This window comes from Alloalcanivorax profundimaris (genome assembly GCF_015265435.1).
GTDB classification, from domain to species: domain Bacteria; phylum Pseudomonadota; class Gammaproteobacteria; order Pseudomonadales; family Alcanivoracaceae; genus Alloalcanivorax; species Alloalcanivorax profundimaris.
Window position 1 is genome coordinate 289,989 of the sequence record NZ_JABJWH010000006.1, and the last position, 22,409, is coordinate 312,397.

Below are 22,409 nucleotides of genomic sequence, written 5' to 3' on the forward strand. Positions count from 1 at the left end.
TCGCGATGCGCTTTAGCCGCCGAGCAGCTGTTCCTCCGCCGCCTCCACCGCGTCCAGGGGACCGTAGAGAATCAGGATGTCGCCGTCGCGCAGCACGGTGTCGCCGTCCGGGTAATCCAGGGTGCGGTCCTCGCGGCGCAGGGACTGTACCTCCACCTTGTCTTCCTTGAGGTCGAGCTGGTCCAGGCGCTTGCCGATGCAGGCCGCCTGGCCGCTCACCGTCACCGCGTGCAGCAGACGGTAGGGGTTGCCGGCGCTGTCGGTGGTGGGCAGGGATTCGCCGTGGTAATAGCCGCGCAGCAGTTTGTAGCGCTCCCGGCGGCTCTGGCGCAGCATGGCCAGCACCTTGCCGAACGGCGTATCCAGCATCATCAGCGCGTGGGCCACCAGCATCAGGGAAGCTTCCAGCACCTCCGGCACCACCTCGGCGGCGCCGGCGCCGAGCAGGTCGTCCAGGTGGGTGTCGTCGCGGGTGCGCACCAGCACGCGCAGGTCCGGGCACAGCTGGTGGGCGGTGTGCAGGATGCGCTCCGCCTGGCGCGGATCGTCGAAGGTGACCACCAGCAGGCTGGCCCGGTGAATGCCGGCGCGCTCCAGGATTTCCTTGCGGGTGGCGTCGCCGAACAGGATCCGCTCGCCGGCCTGGCTGGCTTCCTGGATGCGCACCAGGTCGGTGTCGATGGCCACCCCCTGATGATGGAAGCGGTGCAGGTAGCGCATCAGGTTCTGGCCCACCCGGCCATAGCCGCACAGCAGCACATGGCCGCGGGTGTCCTCGTCCACGGAGGGGGTGTCCGGTTCCTGCTCCCACTGGCGCAGCAGGCGGCGGGTGAGGGCGCCGCTGTGCTCCAGCAGGGCCGGGGTGGCGGCCATGGTGAGCACGGTGATCGACACCAGCACGCCGGCCTGCTCGTTGGTGATCAGGTCGTGGGTCACCGCCAGGGCCACCAGCACGAAGCCGAACTCGCCGCCCTGGGCGAGCAGGATGCCGGTGCGCAGGGCGGTTTCCTTGCGCTCGCCGAGTACCCGCAGCAGCCCGGCGATCAGCACCAGCTTGCAGACCATCAGCAGCAACGCGCCGATCAGGATCCAGTGCCAGTACTGGGCGAACAGGGCCGGCGAGATCAGCATGCCCACGCCCATGAAGAACAGCCCCAGCAGCAGGTCCCGGAACGGCCGGATGTCCGCCTCGATCTGATGGCGGAAGTGGCTCTCGCCGAGCATCATGCCGGCCAGGAAGGCGCCCAGGGCCATGGACAGGCCCAGCGCGTGGGTTACCCAGGCGGCCAGCAGCGCCAGCAGCAGGGCGGTCATCACGAACACTTCGTCGGAGCGGGCGCGGCCGGTTTCCTCCAGGGCCCGGGGCAGCACCCACTTGCCGATCACGTAGATGCCGGCGAACAGCAGCACCGCCTTGCCCAGGGTGGCGCTGGCGGCGATCAGCGGGTCGCCGGCGCTGGGGTCGGCGAGCACCGGCAGCAGCACCAGCATGATCACCGCCGCCAGGTCCTGGAACAGCAGCACGCCGGTGGTGGCGCGGCCATAGCCGGTGTTCACCGCGCCCCGGGCGATCAGGTCGCGGATCACGATGGCGGTGGAGGACAACGCGAAGGCGCCGCCGCCGATCAACGCCACCGCCGGCGACAGCCCCACCAGCCACAGCACCGTCGCCACCGGCACGGCGGTGAGCAGCAGTTGCAGCGGGCCGGCGCCGAACACGATGCGGCGCAGGGCCAGCAGCCGGGGAATGGAGAATTCCAGGCCCAGGGAGAACAGCAGGAAGACGATGCCGAACTCCGCCAGGTGGCGCATGCCGGAGGTGTCGCCCACCCAGCCGAAGCCGCCCGGCCCGGCGAGCACGCCGGCGCCCAGGTAGGCGAGGATGGGGGGCAGATGCAGGCGGCGGAACACCACCACGGCGAACACCGCCGTGGCGAGCAGGATCACCACCAGGGTGAGGGTATCGGTCATGGTTGAACGTCGTCGGGCATGAAGATCGGATCCGTGGTCGCCGTTATCTTGATGGGCCTACTGTAATGTAATGCAACGGCATGCGGAAACGAACGCCGACCACGGGCGCAGCGGATAGCGACTCCGCACCATAAAAAAGGGCGCCTGGAGGCGCCCGTGAGGTGGGTCTTGGTTATTGTTCTTCTGCTGGGCCGGGATCGTCGGTCAGGGCAGCACGGTGTCGGCGCGGTCGGCCAGGTTCTGAATGCGGCCGTCCTGGTCGGTGTCGGTTTCCGCTTCGGCGTAGGGCGAGGCGGCGTCGAAGTGGGCGATCAGGTATTCCGCCAGGGCGTCCTGCTCGGTGCCGGGGGCGGCGAAGGTGGCCTGGTCGGGGCCGCTGACCGCCTCTTCTTCCAGGTCGAGGCGGTTTTCCACCGGGAAGTCGAACGGGTAGCCGTCGCCGCCCAGGCCGTTTTCCGCGTTCTCGGTGGCCAGGAAGCCCAGGGTCACCAGACGGAACACGCGGTTGGCGTCGCCTTGCAGCACGCCGTTCTGAACCACGGTGTCGATGATCGCGCCGCTGTCGTCCACCACCGCCAGGTTGCGCACCCGCTCACCGGCCTGGTCGATGTCGTCGCCGTTGGCCTGGCTGCGCAGGCCCGGGCGCGCCGGGTCGAAGCTGAAACGCAGGCCCGCCACCTGGGGGAACTGGCCGGCGACGCCTTCCACCTTGGCTACGGCGTGCTCCAGCAGGGCATACAGCTCCTGGGCGGTGACGTCGCCGATGGTCAGGCTGTTGTTGAAGCGCAGGGAGCCTTCCAGGTCGAACTGGGAGATGTCGCCTTCCTGTTTGCCGGCGGCGTCGTTGGCGGTGGGGGGATAGAAGGTCAGGTCGTCCTCGGAGGTGGAGCCCGGCGGAATCACGAAGTAGCCGATGTCGTCGCGGATGCCGCCGCCGTTCTTGATGGAGATTTGCACGTTGGCGTCGTACTGGCGAGCCAGCCACAGGTTGGCGTCGGCGGTCAGGTTGCCCAGGTTGGTTTCCTGGGTGCGCACCTGGCTCCGGCGGCCGTCCAGGTAGACGCTGGTGCGGCCGATGATGTTGCCGTCCCGTTCGGCGAGCACCTCTTCCAGGGCGGTGGCGAGGGTGTCCACGTCGCTGTTCACGGTGCCCTGCAGTTCACCGGCCATGGCGTCGTCGGCGGCGTAGGCGCCGTTGACGGTGTCGTCCAGGCGGTCGGTGAGGAGCACGCCGTTGTCGTCGAATTCCACCACCAGGCGGCCCACGTACTTGTAGTCGCCGTCGGTGTTGACCACCAGCACCGGTTCGTCGGCGGCGGAGGTGAAGCTCAGCGGGTAGCCGTCGGCGGCGCTGTCACCGTCCAGCAGGCGGTCGTTGTCGTCGGCGAGCAGGGTGTTGGAGCCGCCGGCGACGATGATGTCCACGCCCTCCAGCAGGGTGGCCAGTTCCTTCTCGATGCTGATGGTTTGCATGTGGGCGAGCAGGATGATCTTGTCGATGCCGTCGTCGGCGAGGGCGTCCACCGCCGGCTGCAGTTCCGCGGCCAGGGCCGGGATGCCGCCGCCGCCGGGCAGCACGGTGATGTCGCCGGTGCTGGTGATGTTGCCCAGGGACGGGGTGGAGGCGCCGATCACGCCGATGCGCTCGCCGGCCACTTCCAGGGTGCCGTAGCCGGCCAGGCCGTTGGCGATGCTGTTCAGGGCCACGCCGTTCTGTTGCACCAGGCCGGCCAGGTGGGCGTCCGGGGTGAAGTCCAGATTGGCGCTCAGGTAGGGGAAGTCGGCGCCCGGGTAGTTGCCCTCGGCGTTGAGGATGGCGGCGAATTCCTCGGTGCCGCCGTCCAGGTCGTGGTTGCCCACGGCGCTGGCCTGCAGGCCCATGGCGTTGAGCATGGCGATGTCGGCGCGACCGTTGGCCGGCGTCGCCACGCCGGGCACCGAGGCCATGGCGTCGTCGGCGGCGGCGAAGTAGCGCGGGCCGGGGATGTAGTTGTCGCCGGAGCTGAGCACCAGGGTGTGGTCCGGGCGCTCGGCGCGCAGTGCTTCGAGCACCGCGGAGAAGGGCCGCACGTTCCGCAGGGCGCCGGTGGCGCCGTCCATGTCGGCGAAATGCAGCAGTTGCAGTTGGAAGCCGGTGCTTTCCGCCGGCGGCGCCGGGTCATTGTTGTCGTCGTTGTCGTCACCGCCACAGGCGGTGAGCGCGAAGGCCGCCAGCAGGGCGGCGGTCAGCTTTCCGAGAGCGTGGCTGTTCATCGGCAAACCCTTCCATTGATGTTCGTTCGAATTGATCGGCGAACATCAGGTAAGCAGTGCCGGATGAATCACGGGTTACCGGAATCGGTCGGAATTGTGGCAGTCGTGGAAAACGTGACGCCGCTCGCGGCGCGGCGCCGGTGCGGTGATTCAAGGCTGGCAGCTTTGCCGGAATGTATCGTCCAGCAGCGGTGGCAACGTCAAAGTCCGGAAGCCGAGCGAGTCGGTGTACTGGCATAGCCGGGCGCGGCCCTCGGGGTCGCTGGCGTACAGGTAGTCGATGTGCAGCACCGGCTTACCGGCTTCGATGAAAGGAGTGAGCATGCCGCACTCGTTCCACTCATGGCAGGACTCGTTGACGGCGAAGTCAAAGTACGCCACCAGATCCTCGACCTGGCCGAGGTCGTTCTTGAGAGAAATCGCCAGGCCGCGCTGATGGGCCTGGCCGGCCAGCCAGGTGTTGTAGTCGAGTTGGTCGGCGGCGGTGAGCGACAGGCCGTTGCGGTTGGAGTAGCCGTCCACGTTGTCCGGGTCCACTCCGTCGCATCCTTTTTCCACGGCCAGATCGAGTCGGTCCGCCATGATCGCGCGCACATTATCCGAGCGTATGTCCAGCCAGCGCTCTCCAGGCCAGTCGCCCAGGCGACGGCCCTTGTCGGCGGCGGTGAATCGGTCGGCGTCTTCGCGCCAGTTCTCGAAGGTGCCGGCGGAAAAGTAGCAGATCATCCGGTGGCCCTGAGCATGCAGGTCGTCGATCACGGTCTGGTTGGTGTCGAACAGGTCGAGCACGTACAGATCAACGTCGTAGCCGGTGTTGGGTTCACCCTGCAATTGTACCTGCCAGTCCACGTCCACGGGAGGCTGGTACCAGTCAGCGGCACCGGCGACCGGCGGGGCGGGCAGGGCGGCGGTGCTCAGCAAGGCGGTGATCAAATTGGCGAGCGAGGTGGCCATTGGGTATCCCCGGGGCAGAATGGTCTCGGGGATGAATCTAGCACCACGGGGGCATTCCGGGCAGAAAAATCCGACGAGCGGCGCGCCGCTCGCCGGCGCGGGTCAGACCTTGCTGCTGAGCTCGCGGATTTCCTGGTTCAGGATGCGGTCGTTCATGCTGTAATCCACCGCCACGTCCACCACGTGCACGCCGCCGGTGGCGTAGCATTCCTCCACCTTGGGCACCAGGCCCTCGGTGCTTTCCACGCGGTGGCCCTGGGCGCCGTAGGCCTTGGCGTAGGCGACGAAGTCCGGGTTGTGGAAGTCCAGGCCGAAGTCGTGGAAGTCCATTTGCTTCTGCTTCCACTTGATCATGCCGTAGCCGTCGTCGCGCAGGATCAGGATCACCAGATCCAGATTCAGGCGCACCGCGGTTTCCAGCTCCTGGGAGTTCATCATGAAGCCGCCGTCGCCGCACACCGCCATTACCCGGCGGTCCGGATGCACCATCTTGGCGGCCATGGCCGAGGGCAGGCCGGCGCCCATGCTGGCCAGGGCGTTGTCCAGCAGCACGGTGTTGGGGTGGGTGGCCGGGTAGTTGCGCGCGAACCAGATTTTGTACATGCCGTTGTCCAGGGCGATGATGCCGTCGCTGGGCATGACCCGGCGAATCTCGCGCACCAGCCGCTGGGGCAGAATCGGGAAGCGGTCGTCCCGGGCGCCCTCGGCGATGTGTTTCTGCAGGGCGTCGCGCACCCGGTGGAAGTCGGCGAAGCTCCAGTGCTCCTGGGGCGCCAGGCGCTCCTTGAGCTGCCACAGGCTGTTGGCGATGTCGCCCACCACCTCGATCTGCGGGAAATAGACCGGATCCACCTGGGCGGAATTGAAGTTGATGTGCACCACCTCGGCGCCGCCGGGCTGCATGAAGAAGGGCGGCTTCTCCACCACGTCGTGGCCGACGTTGATGATCAGGTCGGCGGCATCGATGGCGCGGTGCACGAAGTCGCCGTCGGAGAGCGCCGTGTTGCCCAGGAAGTGGGCGCCGGTCTCGTCCACCACGCCCTTGCCCATCTGGGTGGTGATGGCGGGGATGCCGAGCTTCTCGATGAACTGGCGCAGCATCTTGCTGGTGAGCTTGCGGTTGGCGCCGGCGCCCACCACGATGAGCGGCTTGCGGGCGCCCTTGATGGCTTCCACGGCGCGGCAGATGGCCTTGTCCTCGGCGATCGGCCGGCGCGTCAGGCTCGGCTCCAGCACCGGCATGGTGGAATGCTCGCGGGCGATGTCCTCGGGCAGCTCCAGGTGGGTGGCGCCGGGGCGCTCCTCCTGGGCCAGCCGGAACGCCTCGCGTACCCGGGCGGGAATGGTGTCGCCGCTGACCACCTGCTTGGTGAACTTGGTCAGCGGACGCATCATGTCGACCACGTCGATGATCTGGAACTGACCCTGCTTGCTGGACTTGATCGGCTTCTGGCCGGTGATCATCACCATCGGCATGGCGCCCAGCTGGGCGTAGGCGGCGGCGGTCACGAAGTTGGTGGCGCCGGGGCCCAGGGTGGACAGGCAGGCGCAGGCCTTGCCGGTGAGCCGGCCGTAGGTGGCGGCCATGAAGCCGGCGGCCTGCTCGTGGCGGGTGATCACCAGCTGGATGGAGCGGGAACCGCGCAGGGCTTCCAGCAAATCGAGGTTTTCCTCGCCGGGAATGGCGAAGACGTATTCCACGCCTTCCGCTTCCAGGGCCCTGACGAACAGATCCGAAGCTTTCATTCAGGCTCTCCTTACCGGCGCGCGGCTCGCGCACCCTTCATTCTTCGATTGGCGGGGGTCGCCATGCTGGCGGTTACTATAACGCGACGACGGCGCGGGCGGGTATGGGGAATACTGATACGGGGTATTGGTCGGGACGATGCGGGGCGTGGTGTCGCGGCTCAGGCCGCCGGCGCGGCCCTTAATGCCAGGTGCCCTCGATGTTCTCGCACTGCTCCAGGAATTCCTCGGCGCTCATTTCCACGGTGTCCTCGTCGTCGCCGTCGAGGTGGCTGGTGACCTGCTCCTTGAGCTGGCCCACCACGGTGGTCATCATCGCCAGGGTTTCCTCCACCTGCTCAATGGCGGAGAGAAGATCGCGGGCTTCCTCCTGGAAATCGTCGTGGTCTTGATCGCTCATGCGGCCTCCGTGAATGGTCCCCGATATGGTGCCAAAGGACGGGGGCGGGGACAAACCCCGCCCCACGGAGCCGGGCTTAGTCCCAGGACAGGGCGCCGCCCACCTGATACTCGGTGACGCGGGTTTCGAAGAAGTTCTTCTCTTTCCGCAGGTCCATGATCTCGCTCATCCAGGGGAAGGGGTTGGTGACGCCCTTGAACTGCTCGGGCAGCCCCAGCTGGGTGAGACGGCGGTTGGCGATGAACTGCAGGTACTCCTCCATCATCGGCGCGTTCATGCCGAGCACGCCCCGCGGCATGGTGTCGCGGGCGTACTGGATCTCCAGCTCGGTGCCTTCCAGGATCATCTGGGTGGCCTTGTCGCGCATCTCCTGGTCCCACAGGTGCGGGTTTTCCAGTTTGATCTGGTTGATCACGTCGACGCCGAAGTTCACGTGCATGGACTCGTCGCGGAGGATGTACTGGAACTGCTCGGCGACGCCGGTCATCTTGTTGCGGCGGCCCATGGACAGGATCTGGGTGAAGCCGCAGTAGAAGAACACGCCTTCCAGCACGCAGTAGAACGCGATCAGGTTCTTGAGCAGCGCCTTGTCGGTCTCCACGGTGCCGGTGGTGAACGCCGGATCGGAGATCTCGCGGGTGTACTCAATACCCCATTGCGCCTTCTTGGCCACCGAGGGGATTTCCCGGTACATGTTGAAGATCTCGCCTTCGTCCATGCCCAGGGACTCGATGCAGTACTGGTAGGCGTGGGTGTGGATCGCTTCCTCGAACGCCTGACGCAGGATGTACTGGCGGCACTCCGGGTTGGTGATCAGCCGGTAGGTGGCGAGCACTAGGTTGTTGGCCACCAGGGAATCCGCGGTGGAGAAGAAGCCCAGGTTGCGCTTGACGATGCGACGCTCGTCGTCGGTGAGGCCGCCTTCCTTCTTCCACAGCGCCAGGTCGGCGTTCATGTTGATTTCCTGGGGCATCCAGTGGTTGGCGCAGCCGTCCAGGTATTTCTGCCAGGCCCAGTCGTACTTGAAGGGCACCAGCTGGTTGAGGTCGGCGCGGCAGTTGATCATGCGCTTGTCGTCCACCTCGACCCGGCCGGCGGCGCCTTCCAGTTCGGCGACGCCCTCGGCGTCGTCCATCTTGGCCACTGACTGTTGGGCGCGCAGCACGGCGTCGGTCATTGCCCTTTCTTTGGAGGTGTCGGGGGTTCGTCCTCGCAGCTCTTCGTGTCCGGGGTGCTGGTCTCCGCTTCCCGCATCTCCTGCATCCGCACCACTTCCCGCTGCCGGTGCTTGAGGTGCAGGTGCCGCTTTCTCAGATGCCGTCTCAGATTGCGGCGGCGCTGTCCCGGCCCCGCCGGGCTGCTTGGGGTTTGGCGTCTCTTGCGCATGAAAATCATCCCAGCTCAGCATGTCTCTCTCCATTCATTCTGTGCGTTCGGGCGCGGGCCAGCCAGGGTTACTGGCAGGCCTCGCAGTCCGGGTCGTCGATGGAACAGGCCTGCGGCACGTCCGCGGCCTGGCTGAAGTCGCCGCCGGAAGCCTCGGCGCCGTTCAGGGCGCCTTCACCGCCGCCCGAGGACACGCGGTTGAGCTTGCCGTCGTTGATGGTGGACTTCTCGGTCTGGGTGGCGCCGATGGCGCGCAGGTAATAGGTGGTCTTCAGACCCAGCAGCCAGGCCATCTTGTAGGTGACGTCCAGCTTCTTGCCGTTGGCCTCGGCGATGTACAGGTTCAGGGACTGCGCCTGGTCGATCCACTTCTGCCGACGGCTGGCCGCTTCCACCAACCACTTGGGTTCCACCTCGAAGGCGGTGCGGAAGCGTTCCTTCAGGTCCTCGGGCACGCGCTCGATGGGCAGCACGGAGCCGTCGTAGTACTTGAGGTCGTTGACCATCACGTTGTCCCACAGGCCGCGCTCCTTGAGCGCGTTGACCAGGAACGGATTGACCACGGTGAACTCGCCGGACAGGTTCGATTTCACGTACAGGTTCTGGTACGTGGGCTCGATGGACTGCGACACGCCGGTGATGTTGGCGATGGTGGCGGTGGGCGCGATCGCCATCACGTTGGAGTTGCGCATGCCTTTCTTGGCGGTCTCGCGCAGGCTGTCCCAGTCCAGGGTCTGGCCGCGGTCCACCTGGCAGTAGTCCTCGCCGCGCTGCTTGACCAGGATGTCGATGGAGTCGATCGGCAGCACGCCCTGGCTCCACAGGGACCCCTCGAAGGTCTGGTAGGCGCCGCGTTCCTCGGCCAGCTTGGCGGAGGCCTGGATGGCGTAGTAGCTCACCGCTTCCATGGACTGGTCGGCGAAGTCCACCGCTTCCCGGGAGGCGTAGCTGAAGCCCTGCTTATAGAGCGCGTCCTGGAAGCCCATGATGCCCAGGCCCACCGGCCGGTGCTTCATGTTGGAGCGTTCCGCCTGGGGCACGCTGTAGTAGTTGATGTCGATGACGTTGTCGAGCATGCGCACCGCGGTTTTCACCGTGCCCGCCAGCTTGTCGCGGTCCAGTTGGCCGTCGACGATGTGCTGGGCCAGGTTCACGGAACCCAGGTTGCACACCGCGATTTCGTCGTCGCTGGTGTTCAGGGTGATCTCGGTGCACAGGTTGGACGAGTGCACCACGCCCACGTGCTGCTGCGGGCTGCGCAGGTTGCACGGATCCTTGAAGGTGAACCAGGGGTGGCCGGTTTCGAACAGCATGGAGAGCATCTTGCGCCACAGGTTCACCGCCGGAATGCGCTTGTAGAGCTTCATGCGCCCGTCGCGGGTCATCGCCTCGTATTCTTCGTAGCGCTGCTCGAACTCGGTGCCGTACAGGTCGTGCAGGTCCGGCACGTCGTTGGGGCTGAACAGGGTCCAGTCCTGCTCGTTGATCACCCGCTTCATGAACAGGTCCGGAATCCAGTTGGCGGAGTTCATGTCGTGGGTGCGGCGGCGGTCGTCACCGGTGTTCTTGCGCAGCTCGATGAATTCCTCGATGTCCAGGTGCCAGGTTTCCAGGTAGGCACAGACCGCGCCCTTGCGCTTGCCGCCCTGGTTCACCGCCACGGCGGTGTCGTTGACCACCTTGAGGAACGGCACCACGCCCTGGGATTTGCCGTTGGTGCCCTTGATGTAGGCGCCCAGCGCGCGCACCGGGGTCCAGTCGTTGCCCAGGCCGCCGGCGAATTTGCTCAGCATGGCGTTGTCGTGGATGGCGCTGTAAATGCCGGACAGATCATCGGGCACCGTGGTCAGGTAGCAGCTGGACAGCTGCGGACGCAGGGTGCCGGCGTTGAACAGGGTCGGCGTGGAGCTCATGTAGTCGAAGCTGGAGAGCAGGTTGTAGAACTCGATGGCGCGTTCCTCGCGCTGCTCCTCGCGTACCGCCAGCCCCATGGCCACGCGCATGAAGAAGCACTGCGGCAGCTCGATGCGGGTCTCGTTGTGGTGGATGAAGTAGCGGTCGTAGAGGGTCTGCAGGCCCAGGTAGGAGAACTGCAGGTCGCGCTTGCCGTCGATGGCGGCGCCCAGCTTGTTGAGGTCGAACTCGGCCAGTTCCGGGCTCAGCAGCTCGAACTCGATGCCCTTCTCGATGTAGGCGGCCAGGGCCTTGGCGTAGAGATCCTCCATCTCTTCCTGGTTGGCGCGCTCCGCCACGCCCAGGTACTGCAGGGCCTCGGCGCGGATCTTGTCCATCAGCAGCCGGGCGGTGACCTGGGAGTAGTTGGGCTCCATTTCGATCATGGTGCGGGCGGTCATCACCATGGAGGTGTTGACGTCCTTGATGGAGACGCCGTCGTACAGGTTCTTGACGGTCTCGGCGATGATCTTGTCCGGGTAGACCTCTTCCAGGCCGCTGCAGGCCTCGCGGATCAGGTGTTCCAGGCGTGCCATGTCCAGCGGTGCCTTGCTACCGTCTTCCATGGTGACGGTCATGTCCACCTTGTGCTTGGGCTCGGGCAGCTCACGGTCGCGCTCGGCGCGCTTGCGGGCCTGCTCCTCGCGGTAGAGCACGTAGTCGCGGGCCACCTTGTGCTCGCCGTTGCGCATCAGCGCCAGTTCCACCTGGTCCTGGATTTCCTCGATGTGGATGGTGCCGCCGGAGGGCATGCGGCGCTTGAAGGTGGCGGACACCTGCTCGGTGAGGCGCTCCACGGTTTCGTGGATGCGCGAGCTGGCGGCGGCGGTGCCGCCTTCCACGGCCAGGAACGCCTTGGTGATGGCGACGGTGATCTTGTCGTCGTCGTAGGAAACCACCTTGCCGTTGCGCTTGATGACGCGCAGCTGGCCGGGCGCGGTGGCCGTGACGTCCTGCTGCGCGTCGCCGCCGGCGGGAACGCCGGAGCCGGCCTGATCACGATTCATATCCGTTTGCATGATGCCCTCTCCGTATCGATATCGGTGCGTTATGTGCTGTTCATCGGGTTCGCGTCGCCGGTCACCGGACAGGGTGGCGGGGGCCGGGGATGCGCTCCGGCGGCGCGAACACCATATATAGTGTTCCGTGTACTGCTGCGTGGATCGGGCGGAGCCTGTGTCGTTGTCCGTCGGGGGCCGTAAGCGGCTGATCCGGCGGCCTTTTTCCGGGGACTGCGAAGCGGGGTGCCGCCAGCCCGGGAAGTGCCATGAAAACCCAATATCTTGGGGTCGCTGCCCGATAGGACTACAATTTATAGGTGAGGCCGGGCTTTTGCAATCCTTCCCGCTGGGGAAATCCTGTGGATAATCTGTGGGGGGAATGTGGGTCTCTGTGGGCAACGGAGCGGGGTGCTTGGGCCGGCGGCGGAAACCCTATATATTGTGCCGCCGGCGCCGCCACGCGCCGGTTGCCCGCGCGCACGGGTGTGCGTATAAAAGAATGCGAACGGCTAACAACCAAGAAGGATAAGGACGGGATGACCACCGTGCAGGATAACCCGCCGACGATCATGATCGTCGAAGATGATGAGCGTCTCGCCGATCTCACCTGTGAATATCTGCGCTCCAACGGCCTCGAGGTCACCGTGGTGAGTGACGGCGAGGAGGCGATCCGCCGCATTCGTTCCGAGCAGCCCGACCTGGTGGTGCTGGATCTGATGCTGCCCGGCGCCGACGGCCTGACCGTCTGCCGCGAGGTGCGTGGCGCCTACAAGAATCCCATCCTCATGCTCACCGCCCGCACCGACGACATGGATCAGGTGCTGGGCCTGGAAATGGGCGCCGACGATTACGTCGCCAAGCCGGTCAAGCCGCGCGTGCTGCTGGCGCGCATCCGCGCCCTGTTGCGCCGGGTGGAAACCGACAGCGAGCGCGACAGTTCGCCGTCGCGGCTGGAATTCGGCGTTCTGGTGATCGACAACTCCGCCCGCGAGGTGACCCTGCGCGGCCAGTCCGTGGACCTGACCAGCGCCGAGTACGATCTGCTCTGGCTGCTGGCCTCCAACGCCGGCACCGTGCTGTCCCGCGAGACCATTTTCGAGAAGCTGCGCGGCATCCAGTACGACGGCCAGGACCGTTCCATCGACGTGCGCATTTCCCGCATCCGCCCCAAGGTGGGCGACGATCCGGAGAACCCCAAGCGTATCAAGACGGTGCGCTCCAAGGGCTATCTGTTCGTCAAGGAAATGAGCTCCGGCTAACCCCGGCGGGGGAATTCCTTGAACAGCATCTTCGTCCGCATCTACGGCGGTATCCTGGTGGCGCTGCTGATCATCGGCGCGCTCACCTACGCCGGCGTGGAGCTGGTCAACGATTACCGCTCCCTGCTTTACCGCGAACGCATGGCCAAGGGCACCTTCCACCTGATGGCGGAGAGCTACCGGGGCCTGGACGAGGCCGGCCGCCAGGCCCGTTCGCTGGCGCTGACCCGCCTGTTCGGCGCGCCGGTGGAGGCGCGCACCGGCGAGAGTCTGGAGCTCTCCTACCGGGAGGCCCTGCACCTGGGGGACCAGCGGGTGGTGCTGCGCGGCGAGCCGGACGGTAACACCGTCACCGTGCTCTACCGGCTGCCCACCGACGGTCTTTACCTGCGCGCGCGGCTGAGCCGCTTGTCCGAGCAGCAGGCCCGCGCCACCGCCCAGCTGGTGCTCGACCATCTGCGCGCCCGGCCCCGGGCCCGTTGGGACGAGGCGCTCGCCGAGCTGAACCGGGAATTCGGCTATCCGCTGGTGCTGCGGCGCCAGTCCAGCCTGGAGCTGGACGGCGAGCAGCGCAGCCGGCTGGGCCGCGACGAGGTGGTGCTGTCGCTGTCCGACAGTACCCGCCGCGACGCCGGCGTGCGGGTCCTGGTGCCGGTGGACGACGACGCCGGCGATCCCCGGGTGCTGGTCATGGGGCCGCTGCATCTGTTCGACCAGTTTCCCTGGCAGTTGCTGAGCATCGCCGGGGTGCTGGCGCTGCTGATGGTGGCGGTGTCCACCTACCTGCAGGTGCGCCCGCTGCAGACCCGGTTGCGGCGCCTGGACCGGGCGGTGAAGCGCCTGGGCAGTGGCGATCTGGGGGCCTACGCGGACATTCCCGGCAACGACCCCATCGGCCAGGTGGCGGAAACCTTCAACGGCATGACCGCCCACATCCGGCGTCTGATCGAGGCCCAGCGGGAGATGACCCGGGCGGTGTCCCACGAGTTGCGCACCCCGGTGGCGCGGTTGCGTTTCGGGCTGGAAATGCTGGCCGACTGCGAATCCGCCGAGGAGCGCCGGGACAAGCTCAACGCCCTGGACAAGGACATCGACCAGCTCGACCGCCTGATCGACGAGATTCTCACTTACGCGCGCCTGGAAGAGGGCACCCCCAACATTGAGTTCCAGCCGGTGTACGTGCGCGAAATCTGCGAGCAGCTGGCCGCCGAGCTGGACGGCATTCGCGGCGAGATCGCGGTGGAGGTGGCCGGCGCCGAGGACCTGACCCTGGACGGTGACCCGCGCTATCTGCACCGCATCCTGCAGAACCTGGTCACCAACGCCCTGCGCTACGCCAACAGCCGGGTGCGCATGACCCTGAGCGAGGAGGGCGACCGGGTGGTGCTGGACGTGGACGACGACGGCAAGGGCATTCCCGAGCACCAGCGCGAGCGGGTGTTCAAGCCCTTCGCCCGCCTCGACAAGAGCCGCCACCGGGCCAGCGGCGGCTACGGCCTGGGGCTGTCCATCGTCAAGCGGGTGGTCGATTGGCACGGCGGCGCGATTCAGATCTCCGAAAGCGAATGGGGCGGCGCGCGCTTTCGTGTCATCCTGCCCCGTCACCAGCAAAAACAGCACGTGCTGGGCCGCCGCCGGGGCCTTCAGCAAAGCGGTTGAAGCCGCTCCCACGAACGCTTATGCAAACGACAAAAAGGGAATGAGCATGGCTTCCTACCTTCTCGCCATCGACCAGGGCACCACCAGCTCCCGCGCCATCGTGTTCGACCGCCACGGGGAAGCCGTGGGCCAGGCGCAGAAGGAATTCCGTCAGCATTTCCCCCGCGACGGCTGGGTCGAGCACGACGCCATGGAGATCTGGAACGACGCTCTGACGCTGTGCCGCCAGGCGCTGCGCAACGCCGGCGTGGAAGCCGCCGACCTGGCCGGCATCGGCATCACCAACCAGCGCGAAACCACGGTGCTCTGGGACCGCCACACCGGCGAGCCCCTGGCCCGGGCCATCGTCTGGCAGGACCGGCGCACCGCCGACCGCTGCCAGGCCCTCAAGGACGGCGGCCACGAGGAACCGGTGCGCGCGCGCACCGGCCTGCTGCTGGACCCCTATTTCTCCGCCACCAAGCTGGGCTGGCTGCTGGACAACGTGGACGGCGCCCGGCGCCGCGCCGAGGCCGGCGAGCTGGCGTTCGGCACCATCGACTGCTGGTTGCTGTGGAAGCTCACCCACGGCCGGGTGCACGCCACCGACGCCACCAACGCCTCGCGGACCCTGCTGTTCAACATCCATGAACAACGCTGGGACCCGGAGTTGCTGGCGTTGTTCGACATTCCCGCCTCGCTGCTGCCGGAGGTGCGTGACAGCGCCGGCGAGTTCGGCCGCACCGACACCGGCCTGCTGGGCGCCCCGGTGCCGGTGGCGGGCATCGCCGGTGACCAGCAGGCGGCCCTGGTGGGGCAGGCCTGTTTCGAGCCGGGCATGGTGAAAAGCACCTACGGCACCGGTTGCTTCATGGTCATGAACACCGGCCAGGCGGTGCATTCGGACAACCGCCTGCTGACCACCGTGGGCTACCGCCTGAACGGACGCACCACCTATGCCCTGGAAGGCTCCATCTTCGTCGCCGGCGCCGCCATCCAGTGGCTGCGCGACGGCCTCAACCTGATTTCCCACGCCAGCGAGACCGAGGCCCTGGCGCGCCGGGTGGGCTCCGCCGGCGGCGTCTATCTGGTGCCGGCGTTCACCGGCCTGGGGGCGCCCTGGTGGGACCCCCACGCCCGCGGCGCCCTGCTCGGGCTGACCCGGGACACCGGCATCGCCGAGGTGGTCACCGCCGGTCTCGAGGCGGTCTGTTATCAGTCCCGGGACCTGCTGGAAGCGATGGCGGCGGATTGTGGGCGCCGGCCCACCGCCCTGCGCGTGGACGGTGGCATGGTGGTCAACAACTGGCTCAGCCAGACCCTGGCCGACGTGCTCGGCGTGCGCGTGGACCGGCCCCGGGTCACCGAAACCACCGCCCTGGGCGCCGCCTACCTGGCCGGCCTGGGCGTGGGCTGGTTCGATGATCTGCCGGCGGTGGCCGAGCACTGGCAGCGCGATCGGGCCTTCGAGCCGGCCCTGGACGAAGCGGAGCGCGAACGCCGTTATCAGGGTTGGTGTGAAGCGGTTCAGCGTGTGTGTTCGGATAGTCGGCGGTGAATTCCCGACCAAAAATGTGATTTGACGCACATTTTTAATTATCATCGGCGAAAGTTGCCGGTGTCCTGTCGATCCATCATTCCTAGCCCCCCGTGACGCCTGGCGTCACGGGCCGGGGACGTTTGCGTTGAGCGCCGGTTCGTTGTGCATCATGGCCTTGGGGGAAGGAGCGTATGCGCGGATGGCGCTGCACGGCGCCCGACCGGCGCCAGGAATTCTACCTGCGCCGGCTGGCGTTCGCTTTGCTGGTGGGCGGCGCGGCCCACACCCTGGTGTGCTGGCTGACGCTGCAATGGGGCTTCTTCCGTGGCGGCGAGAATGCTTTCTGGCGCCTGTTCGCGGTGATCTGGGGCGGCCACCTGGCCTTGCTTGCCTTCGCGCAGAGCGGCGCCAACCGGCGCCTGCGCGACCCGGCCATGACCGAACCCCTGATGATCTGGTCGACCCTGGTGCTGCTGCTCTCCGTGGTGTTCGTGGAGCAGGCCCAGCTGGCGGTGATGACCTTCTTCTTCGCGGTGCTGCACCAGGGCGTGTTCCGGGTGCGCCGGCGCGCGGTGGCGCGGGCCGCCGTGGTGGCCGTGGCCGGCTACGGGCTGGTGTTGCTGTCGCTGCGCCTGCAGGGGGATTTGACCCGGCCCGCCGCCGCCTGGAGTCAGTGGCTGCTGTTCGCCTTCACCACCCTGGCCATGGTGTTGCTGGCCAGCGAGATCTCCACCATCCGCCTGCGGCTGCGCCAGCGCAACGGCCAGCTCTCCGAACTGCTGGAACGGATTCAGGACCTGGCGGTGAAGGACGAGCTCACCGGCCTGTACTCCCGTCGCCATGCCATGGAACTGCTCGCCAAGAGCTGTGGCCAGGCGCGCCGGGGCGCCTTCTTGCTGGCGGTGGCGTTCGTCGACCTGGATCATTTCAAGCGCATCAACGACCGCCATGGCCACCTGTTCGGCGACCGGGTGCTGATGCGCTTCGCCGACCTGACCCGCCGTTACCTGGGTGAAAAGGATCTGGCCGCGCGGCTGGGCGGCGAGGAGTTCCTGCTGGTGCTGCCGGTGCTGGATCTGGCCCAGGCCCGCGCCACCGTGGAAGGCCTGATGACGGCGCTGCGCGCCCAGCGGTTCATGGCGGCGCCGGCCCTGGAAGTGACCGCTTCCGTGGGGCTCACCGTGGTGGGCGCCACGGAGAGCCCGGACCAGGTGCTGGCCCGGGCCGACCGGCTGCTCTATCAGGCCAAGACCGGCGGCCGGGACCGCATCGTGATCGAGGGGCCGCCATGAAGGACGGCGGGATCAAGGACGGTGAGTGGCGCCGGGTGCGCCGGCTGACCGTCAACGAGCAGCGTCTGCTGCGCCGCCATGGCCGCGCCCTGGTGTCGGTGTCCGGTTTGCACGCCCTGCTCACCATGCTGCTGTGGTGGATGGGCGCGCTGCATCTGCCGGCGCCGGTGTTGTGGGGGCTGCTGGCGGTGCTCGCCGGTAGCGCCATGCTCTACTTGCTGTTCCTGGAAAGCGGTGTCACCGCGGAGTGGCGCGAGCCGAGCCTGTCGTTTCCCATGGCGACGCTGTTGCTGTGCACCTTCCTGGTCACCGCCTACGGCCTGGACGAGGCGCGCATCAGCGCGCTGATGCTGTTCTTCCCGCTGCTGCTGCTGGTGTCGTTCCGGCTTGGCGCCGGCGCCCTGCTGGTGCTGGCGCTGCTCGCCAGCCTCGGCTACGCGGTCATGCTGACCCTGGCCTGGTCGCTCCACGGGGTGCGCGTGAGCCCGGTGCTGGAGGCCCTGATGTGGCTGGTGTTTTCCCTGGTGAGCCTGAGTTTCGCGGTCACCGGCAGCGGCGTGAACGGCCTGCGGCGGCGGTTGGCGGTGAAGAATCTGGCCCTGGCGGACGCCCTGGAGCAGGTGCGCGACCTGGCGATCCGCGATGACCTCACCGGCCTGTTCAACCGGCGCCACATCATGGAGGTGTTGGAGCGGCAGAAGGGGCTGGCGGACAGCGGCATCTATCCGTTCTCGGTGTGCTACGTGGACCTGGATTACTTCAAGGCGATCAACGACGCCTTCGGTCACGGCTGGGGCGACCGGGTGCTACGCGACTTCGCCGAGCACGCCCTGGCGGATCTGCGCGAGGGGGATTACCTGGCCCGGCTAGGCGGCGAGGAGTTCATTCTGGTGCTGCCGCAGAGCGATCTGGACGGCGCCGAGCTGGTGGCCGAGCGGTTGCGCCGGCGCTGGGGGGAACGGAGTTTCCGGGCCCTCAACGGGCCGCCCAAGGTGAGCCTGTCCGCCGGGGTGGCCAGCTATCGGGTGGGCGAGACCATCGACCAGCTGCTGGCCCGGGCCGACCACGCGCTCTATCTGGCCAAGAGCAGTGGCCGCGACCGGGTCCGCCGCGAGGTTCAGCCCTGACCGGCGACCAGGAACTCGAGCAGCGCCTTCTGCGCGTGCAGCCGGTTTTCCGCCTGATCCCAGACCACTGAACGGGGGTCGTCCAGCATGTCGTGGCTGATTTCCTCGCCACGGTGGGCGGGCAGGCAGTGCATGAACAGCGCCTCCGGGTCGGCGTGGTCCATCAGCGCCGGGCTCACCTGGTAGTCGGCGAAGCGCCGCGCCCGTTCCGCCTGTTCCTCTTCCTGGCCCATGGAGGCCCACACGTCGGTGGACACCAGATGGGCGCCGGCCACGGCCTTGGCCGGATCCGGTTCCAGGGTCACCCGGTGGGCGAACTCCGCCACCAGTTCCGGCGGCGGCTCGAAGCCCTCCGGGCAGGACACCACCAGCTCGAAGCCGAACTGCTCGGCGGCGTTGATGTAGCTGGCGCACATGTTGTTGCCGTCGCCGATCCAGGCCACCTTCTTGCCTTCGATGGCGCCGCGATGCTCCACGTAGGTCTGCATGTCGGCGAGCAGCTGGCAGGGATGGAACTGGTCGGTGAGGGCATTGATCACCGGCACCCGGGAGTAGCCGGCGAAGGTTTCCACGGTGGCGTGATCGAAGGTGCGGATCATCACCACGTCGACCATGCGCGAGAGCACCCGGGCGGAATCCTCCACCGGCTCGCCGCGGCCCAGCTGGGTATCGCGGGGCGACAGGAACACGCTGGCGCCGCCGAACTGGGTCATGGCCACCTCGAAGGACACCCGTGTGCGGGTGGAGGACTTCTCGAAGATCATGCCCAGGGTCTTGCCGCGCAGGGGTTCATGGAACTGGCCCGTGTGCAGCATGGTTTTCAGTTCCACGGCGCGCTGGATCAGGTAACCCAGCTCCTTGGGCGTCAGGTCCATCAGGGTAAGGAAATGACGGGTGCTCATGGGCCCTCCAGGTCGCGGGCGAAATCGTGGATCACCCGAATCAGGGTGTCGGCGAGGAAGGTCAGTTCCCGGTCGTCGATGATCAGCGGCGGCAGCAGGCGCACCACGGAACCGGCGGTGACGTTGATCAGCAGGCCCGCTTCCCGGGCCCGGCCCACCAGCTCCGCGCAGGGGCGGTCCAGCTGCAGGCCGATGATCAGGCCGCGTCCGCGTACCTCGGTGACCATGGGCAGGTCGGCGAGGCCGTCGCGCAGGGCGGCGCGCAGCCGCTCGCCCTTGGCGTCCACCTCCGGGATCACCGCTTCCAGCGCGTCCACCACCGCCAGGGCGGTGGCGCAGCCCAGCGGGTTGCCGCCGAAGGTGCTGCCGTGGCTGCCCGGGCCGAACAGTTCGGTGGCGGCGCCGGCCACCAGGCAGGCGCCGATCGGGAAGCCGTTGCCCAGGCCCTTGGCGGTGGTCAGCACGTCGGGCACCACGCCCTGGCGCTGGCAGGCGAAGTAGCTGCCGGTGCGGCCATTGCCGGTCTGGATTTCATCGAGCATGAGCAGCAGGCCGTGGCGGTCGCAGCGTTCGCGCAACCCGGCCAGGAAGCCGTCGTCGGGCAGGCGCACGCCGCCTTCGCCCTGGATCGGCTCGGCCAGCACCGCCACCACGTCGGGTTCGTCCAGGGCCCGGTCCAGGGCCGCCAGATCGCCGTAGGGCAGGGTACGGAAGCCCTCCACCAGCGGCTCGAAGCCTTCCTTCACCTTGGCGTTGCCGGTGGCGGACAGGGTCGCCAGGGTGCGGCCGTGGAAGCTGTTCTCCATCACCAGCACCACCGGCTTGTCGACGCCACGGCGGTGGCCGTGCAGGCGCGCCAGCTTGACCGCCGCCTCGTTGGCCTCGGCGCCGGAGTTGGAGAAGAACACCTTCTCCATGCCGCTCAGGCGGCACAGGCGCTCGGCCAGGGCCTCCTGCACCGGAATCCGGTACAGGTTTGACGTATGCACCAGGCGGCCGGCCTGGTCGGCCAGGGCGCGGGTCACCGCCGGATGGGCGTGGCCCAGGTTGCACACGGCGATGCCGGATACCGCGTCCAGATAACGCTCGCCGGCCTGGTCGTAAAGCCATACGCCCTCGCCGCGCTCGAAGGCGACCGGCTGGCGGGCGTAGGTGGGGATCAGAAACTGCTCGCTCATTTCTTTCTCACCAAACGAAAAACGGCAGCCTTGGCTGCCGGGTGGATTGTGGATAATACTGGCGCGCGGGATAGGACGCAATTGGCTGGATCGCGGCGGTCGCCGCGCCCGCCCGGTAGGAGCGGCTTGGGCCGCGATGGCGACGGAGGACCCCATGGACCCGATTCAATTGAGCATTTTCGCCAACCGCCTGGCCGGCATCTGCGACGAGATGGGGGCCCTGCTGCGCGCCAGTGCCCTGTCGCCGAACATCAAGGACCGCCTCGACTTCTCCTGCGCCATCTTCGACGCCGGCGGCGGCCTGTGCGCCCAGGCGGCGCACATTCCGGTGCACCTGGGTTCCATGGCCTACGCCATGGCCGATCTGGTGGAAGGCCGCGAATGGCGGCCCGGCGACCTGCTGGTGGTCAACGATCCCTACCTGGGCGGCACCCATCTGCCGGACGTCACCGTGGTGGCCCCGGTGTTCGTGGACGGCGCCCCGCGTGCCTTCACCGTTACCCGCGCCCACCACGCCAACATCGGCGCCAGCAGCCCCGGTTCCATGCCGGTATCGCGCACGCTGGAGGAGGAAGGGCTGGTGATCGCGCCGCAGTGGCTCAAGCGCGCCGGCGACTGGCAACTGCCCCTGTGCCGCCAGCTGGCCGGCCTGGAACCGGACCCGGCGGCCACCGGGGCGCCGCTGGATGTGCCCCGGTTCGCCGATTTCGCCGCCCAGGCCAGCGCCTGCCAGGCCGGCGCCCGGCGACTGGCGGCGCTGATCGCCGAGCGCGGTCCGGCGGCGCTGGAAACCGCTCTGGCCGCCCTCAACGACTACGGCGAGCGGCGCATGCGCCAGCGGCTCGCCCACCTGGCGGACGGCGCCTACCACTTCACCGACTGGATGGACGACGACGGCCAGGGCCAGCAGGACATCGCCATCGCGGTCACCCTCACCGTGGACGGCGACCGCGCCCACCTGGATTTCACCGGTACCGCCGACCAGGTGGCCGGCAACATCAACTGCCCGCTGTCGGTGGCCGCGGCGGCGGCCTGGTACGGCTTCCGCTGCCTGCTGCCCGACGACGCGCCGTCCTGCGCCGGCCTGTTCCGGCCGATCACCCTGGCGGCCCCGGAGGGCAGTCTGGTCAACGCCCGCCGGCCCGGCGCGGTGGCCGCCGGCAACGTGGAAACCAGCTCGCGCATCGTCGACGTGGTGCTCGGCGCCCTGGCGAACGCCCTGCCGGAGGCGATTCCGGCGGCCAGCCAGGGCACCATGAATAACCTGGCCATGGGCGAGGGCGGCGAGCACCCCTGGGACTATTACGAGACCATGGCCGGCGGCATGGGCGCCCACGCCGCCGGCGACGGCCTGTCGGCGGTGCACAGCCACATGACCAACACCCTCAACACGCCCATCGAGAGCGTGGAGGAGCACTATCCGCTGCGGGTGTGGCGCTACGCCCTGCGGCGCGGCAGCGGCGGCGCCGGTCATCACCGGGGCGGCGATGGTATTGAGCGGGAACTGGAGTTCCTGGGGCCGGCGCGCTTCACCCTGCTCACCGAGCGTCGCCGTCACCGGCCCTGGGGCCTGGCCGGCGGGGCGCCCGGCGCCGCCGGTGAGAACCGCCTTAACGGCCGGCCCCTGCCGCCCAAGTATTCCGGGTACGCCGCCGGCGGCGACCGGCTATGGCTGGCTTCCCCCGGCGGGGGCGGGTACGGCCGGGTCTGACATGGGCACGTGAAGCGTCAAGTAACTACCTGGTAACAAGAATCAGTTTCATTATCTTCCCCGGTGTTTGTGACAACCGTTTTACGAAACATGGACAC

At 67.6% G+C, this 22,409-nt stretch carries 15 protein-coding genes; 6 read left to right on the top strand and 9 right to left on the bottom strand.

Translation table 11 applies throughout. The annotated features are described in order from the left end of the window. Positions 1 to 12: 12 nt before the first annotated feature. The 7 genes from HMJ39_RS04345 to HMJ39_RS04375 form a co-directional block, all read right to left on the bottom strand. Entirely contained in the window at positions 13 to 1,971 is a 1,959-nt protein-coding gene (locus HMJ39_RS04345) for a monovalent cation:proton antiporter family protein (protein WP_194296421.1), read from the bottom strand. Positions 1,972 to 2,175: 204 nt separating this feature from the next. After that, on the bottom strand, positions 2,176 to 4,224 hold the full coding sequence (locus HMJ39_RS04350) for a 5'-nucleotidase C-terminal domain-containing protein (protein WP_194296422.1): 2,049 nt from the start codon (positions 4,222 to 4,224) through the stop codon (positions 2,176 to 2,178). Between the two features lie 150 nt (positions 4,225 to 4,374). Further along, positions 4,375 to 5,178: an endo alpha-1,4 polygalactosaminidase gene (locus HMJ39_RS04355; protein WP_194296423.1), complete on the bottom strand. Its 804-nt coding sequence runs from the start codon at positions 5,176 to 5,178 to the stop codon at positions 4,375 to 4,377. A 102-nt stretch (positions 5,179 to 5,280) separates the two neighbouring features. Beyond that, a complete protein-coding gene (locus HMJ39_RS04360; RefSeq protein WP_161385496.1) occupies positions 5,281 to 6,924 on the bottom strand; it encodes an acetolactate synthase large subunit in 1,644 nt (547 codons plus the stop codon). Positions 6,925 to 7,105: 181 nt separating this feature from the next. Continuing rightward, complete coding sequence (locus HMJ39_RS04365) at positions 7,106 to 7,324, bottom strand: hypothetical protein (protein ID WP_161385495.1); 219 nt, start codon at positions 7,322 to 7,324, stop codon at positions 7,106 to 7,108. 76 nt (positions 7,325 to 7,400) lie between these two features. Then, on the bottom strand, positions 7,401 to 8,732 hold the full coding sequence (locus HMJ39_RS04370; protein ID WP_194296424.1) for a ribonucleotide-diphosphate reductase subunit beta: 1,332 nt from the start codon (positions 8,730 to 8,732) through the stop codon (positions 7,401 to 7,403). Between the two features lie 46 nt (positions 8,733 to 8,778). Next, complete coding sequence (locus tag HMJ39_RS04375) at positions 8,779 to 11,682, bottom strand: ribonucleoside-diphosphate reductase subunit alpha (protein WP_194296425.1); 2,904 nt, start codon at positions 11,680 to 11,682, stop codon at positions 8,779 to 8,781. Between the two features lie 518 nt (positions 11,683 to 12,200). Here HMJ39_RS04375 and HMJ39_RS04380 point away from each other — a divergent pair. The 5 genes from HMJ39_RS04380 (at position 12,201) to HMJ39_RS04400 (ending at position 18,520) form a co-directional block, all read left to right on the top strand. After that, positions 12,201 to 12,923 (top strand): response regulator, encoded by a 723-nt coding sequence (locus HMJ39_RS04380; RefSeq protein ID WP_194296426.1) that lies wholly within the window; start codon positions 12,201 to 12,203, stop codon positions 12,921 to 12,923. An 18-nt stretch (positions 12,924 to 12,941) separates the two neighbouring features. Beyond that, a complete protein-coding gene (locus HMJ39_RS04385; RefSeq protein ID WP_194296427.1) occupies positions 12,942 to 14,582 on the top strand; it encodes an ATP-binding protein in 1,641 nt (546 codons plus the stop codon). 46 nt (positions 14,583 to 14,628) lie between these two features. Beyond that, positions 14,629 to 16,119, top strand: coding sequence for a glycerol kinase GlpK (gene glpK, locus HMJ39_RS04390; RefSeq protein ID WP_161385490.1), 1,491 nt, complete (start codon positions 14,629 to 14,631; stop codon positions 16,117 to 16,119). 173 nt (positions 16,120 to 16,292) lie between these two features. Continuing rightward, positions 16,293 to 17,393 (top strand): GGDEF domain-containing protein, encoded by a 1,101-nt coding sequence (locus HMJ39_RS04395; RefSeq protein ID WP_161385489.1) that lies wholly within the window; start codon positions 16,293 to 16,295, stop codon positions 17,391 to 17,393. Beyond that, a complete protein-coding gene (locus tag HMJ39_RS04400; protein WP_194296428.1) occupies positions 17,390 to 18,520 on the top strand; it encodes a GGDEF domain-containing protein in 1,131 nt (376 codons plus the stop codon). The genes HMJ39_RS04395 and HMJ39_RS04400 overlap by 4 nt, the downstream gene beginning before the upstream one ends. On the opposite strand, the gene argF is transcribed toward HMJ39_RS04400, so the two are convergent. Then, positions 18,511 to 19,422: an ornithine carbamoyltransferase gene (gene argF / locus HMJ39_RS04405; RefSeq protein WP_194296429.1), complete on the bottom strand. Its 912-nt coding sequence runs from the start codon at positions 19,420 to 19,422 to the stop codon at positions 18,511 to 18,513. The two genes, HMJ39_RS04400 and argF, sit on opposite strands and share 10 nt — an antisense overlap. Next, positions 19,419 to 20,600: an aspartate aminotransferase family protein gene (locus HMJ39_RS04410; protein WP_194296430.1), complete on the bottom strand. Its 1,182-nt coding sequence runs from the start codon at positions 20,598 to 20,600 to the stop codon at positions 19,419 to 19,421. The genes argF and HMJ39_RS04410 overlap by 4 nt, the downstream gene beginning before the upstream one ends. Before the next feature lie 154 nt (positions 20,601 to 20,754). Here HMJ39_RS04410 and HMJ39_RS04415 point away from each other — a divergent pair, with 154 nt between their 5' ends. Beyond that, positions 20,755 to 22,311, top strand: a complete 1,557-nt coding sequence (locus HMJ39_RS04415) for a hydantoinase B/oxoprolinase family protein (RefSeq protein ID WP_194296431.1) — start codon at positions 20,755 to 20,757, stop codon at positions 22,309 to 22,311. Positions 22,312 to 22,409 lie beyond the last annotated feature (98 nt).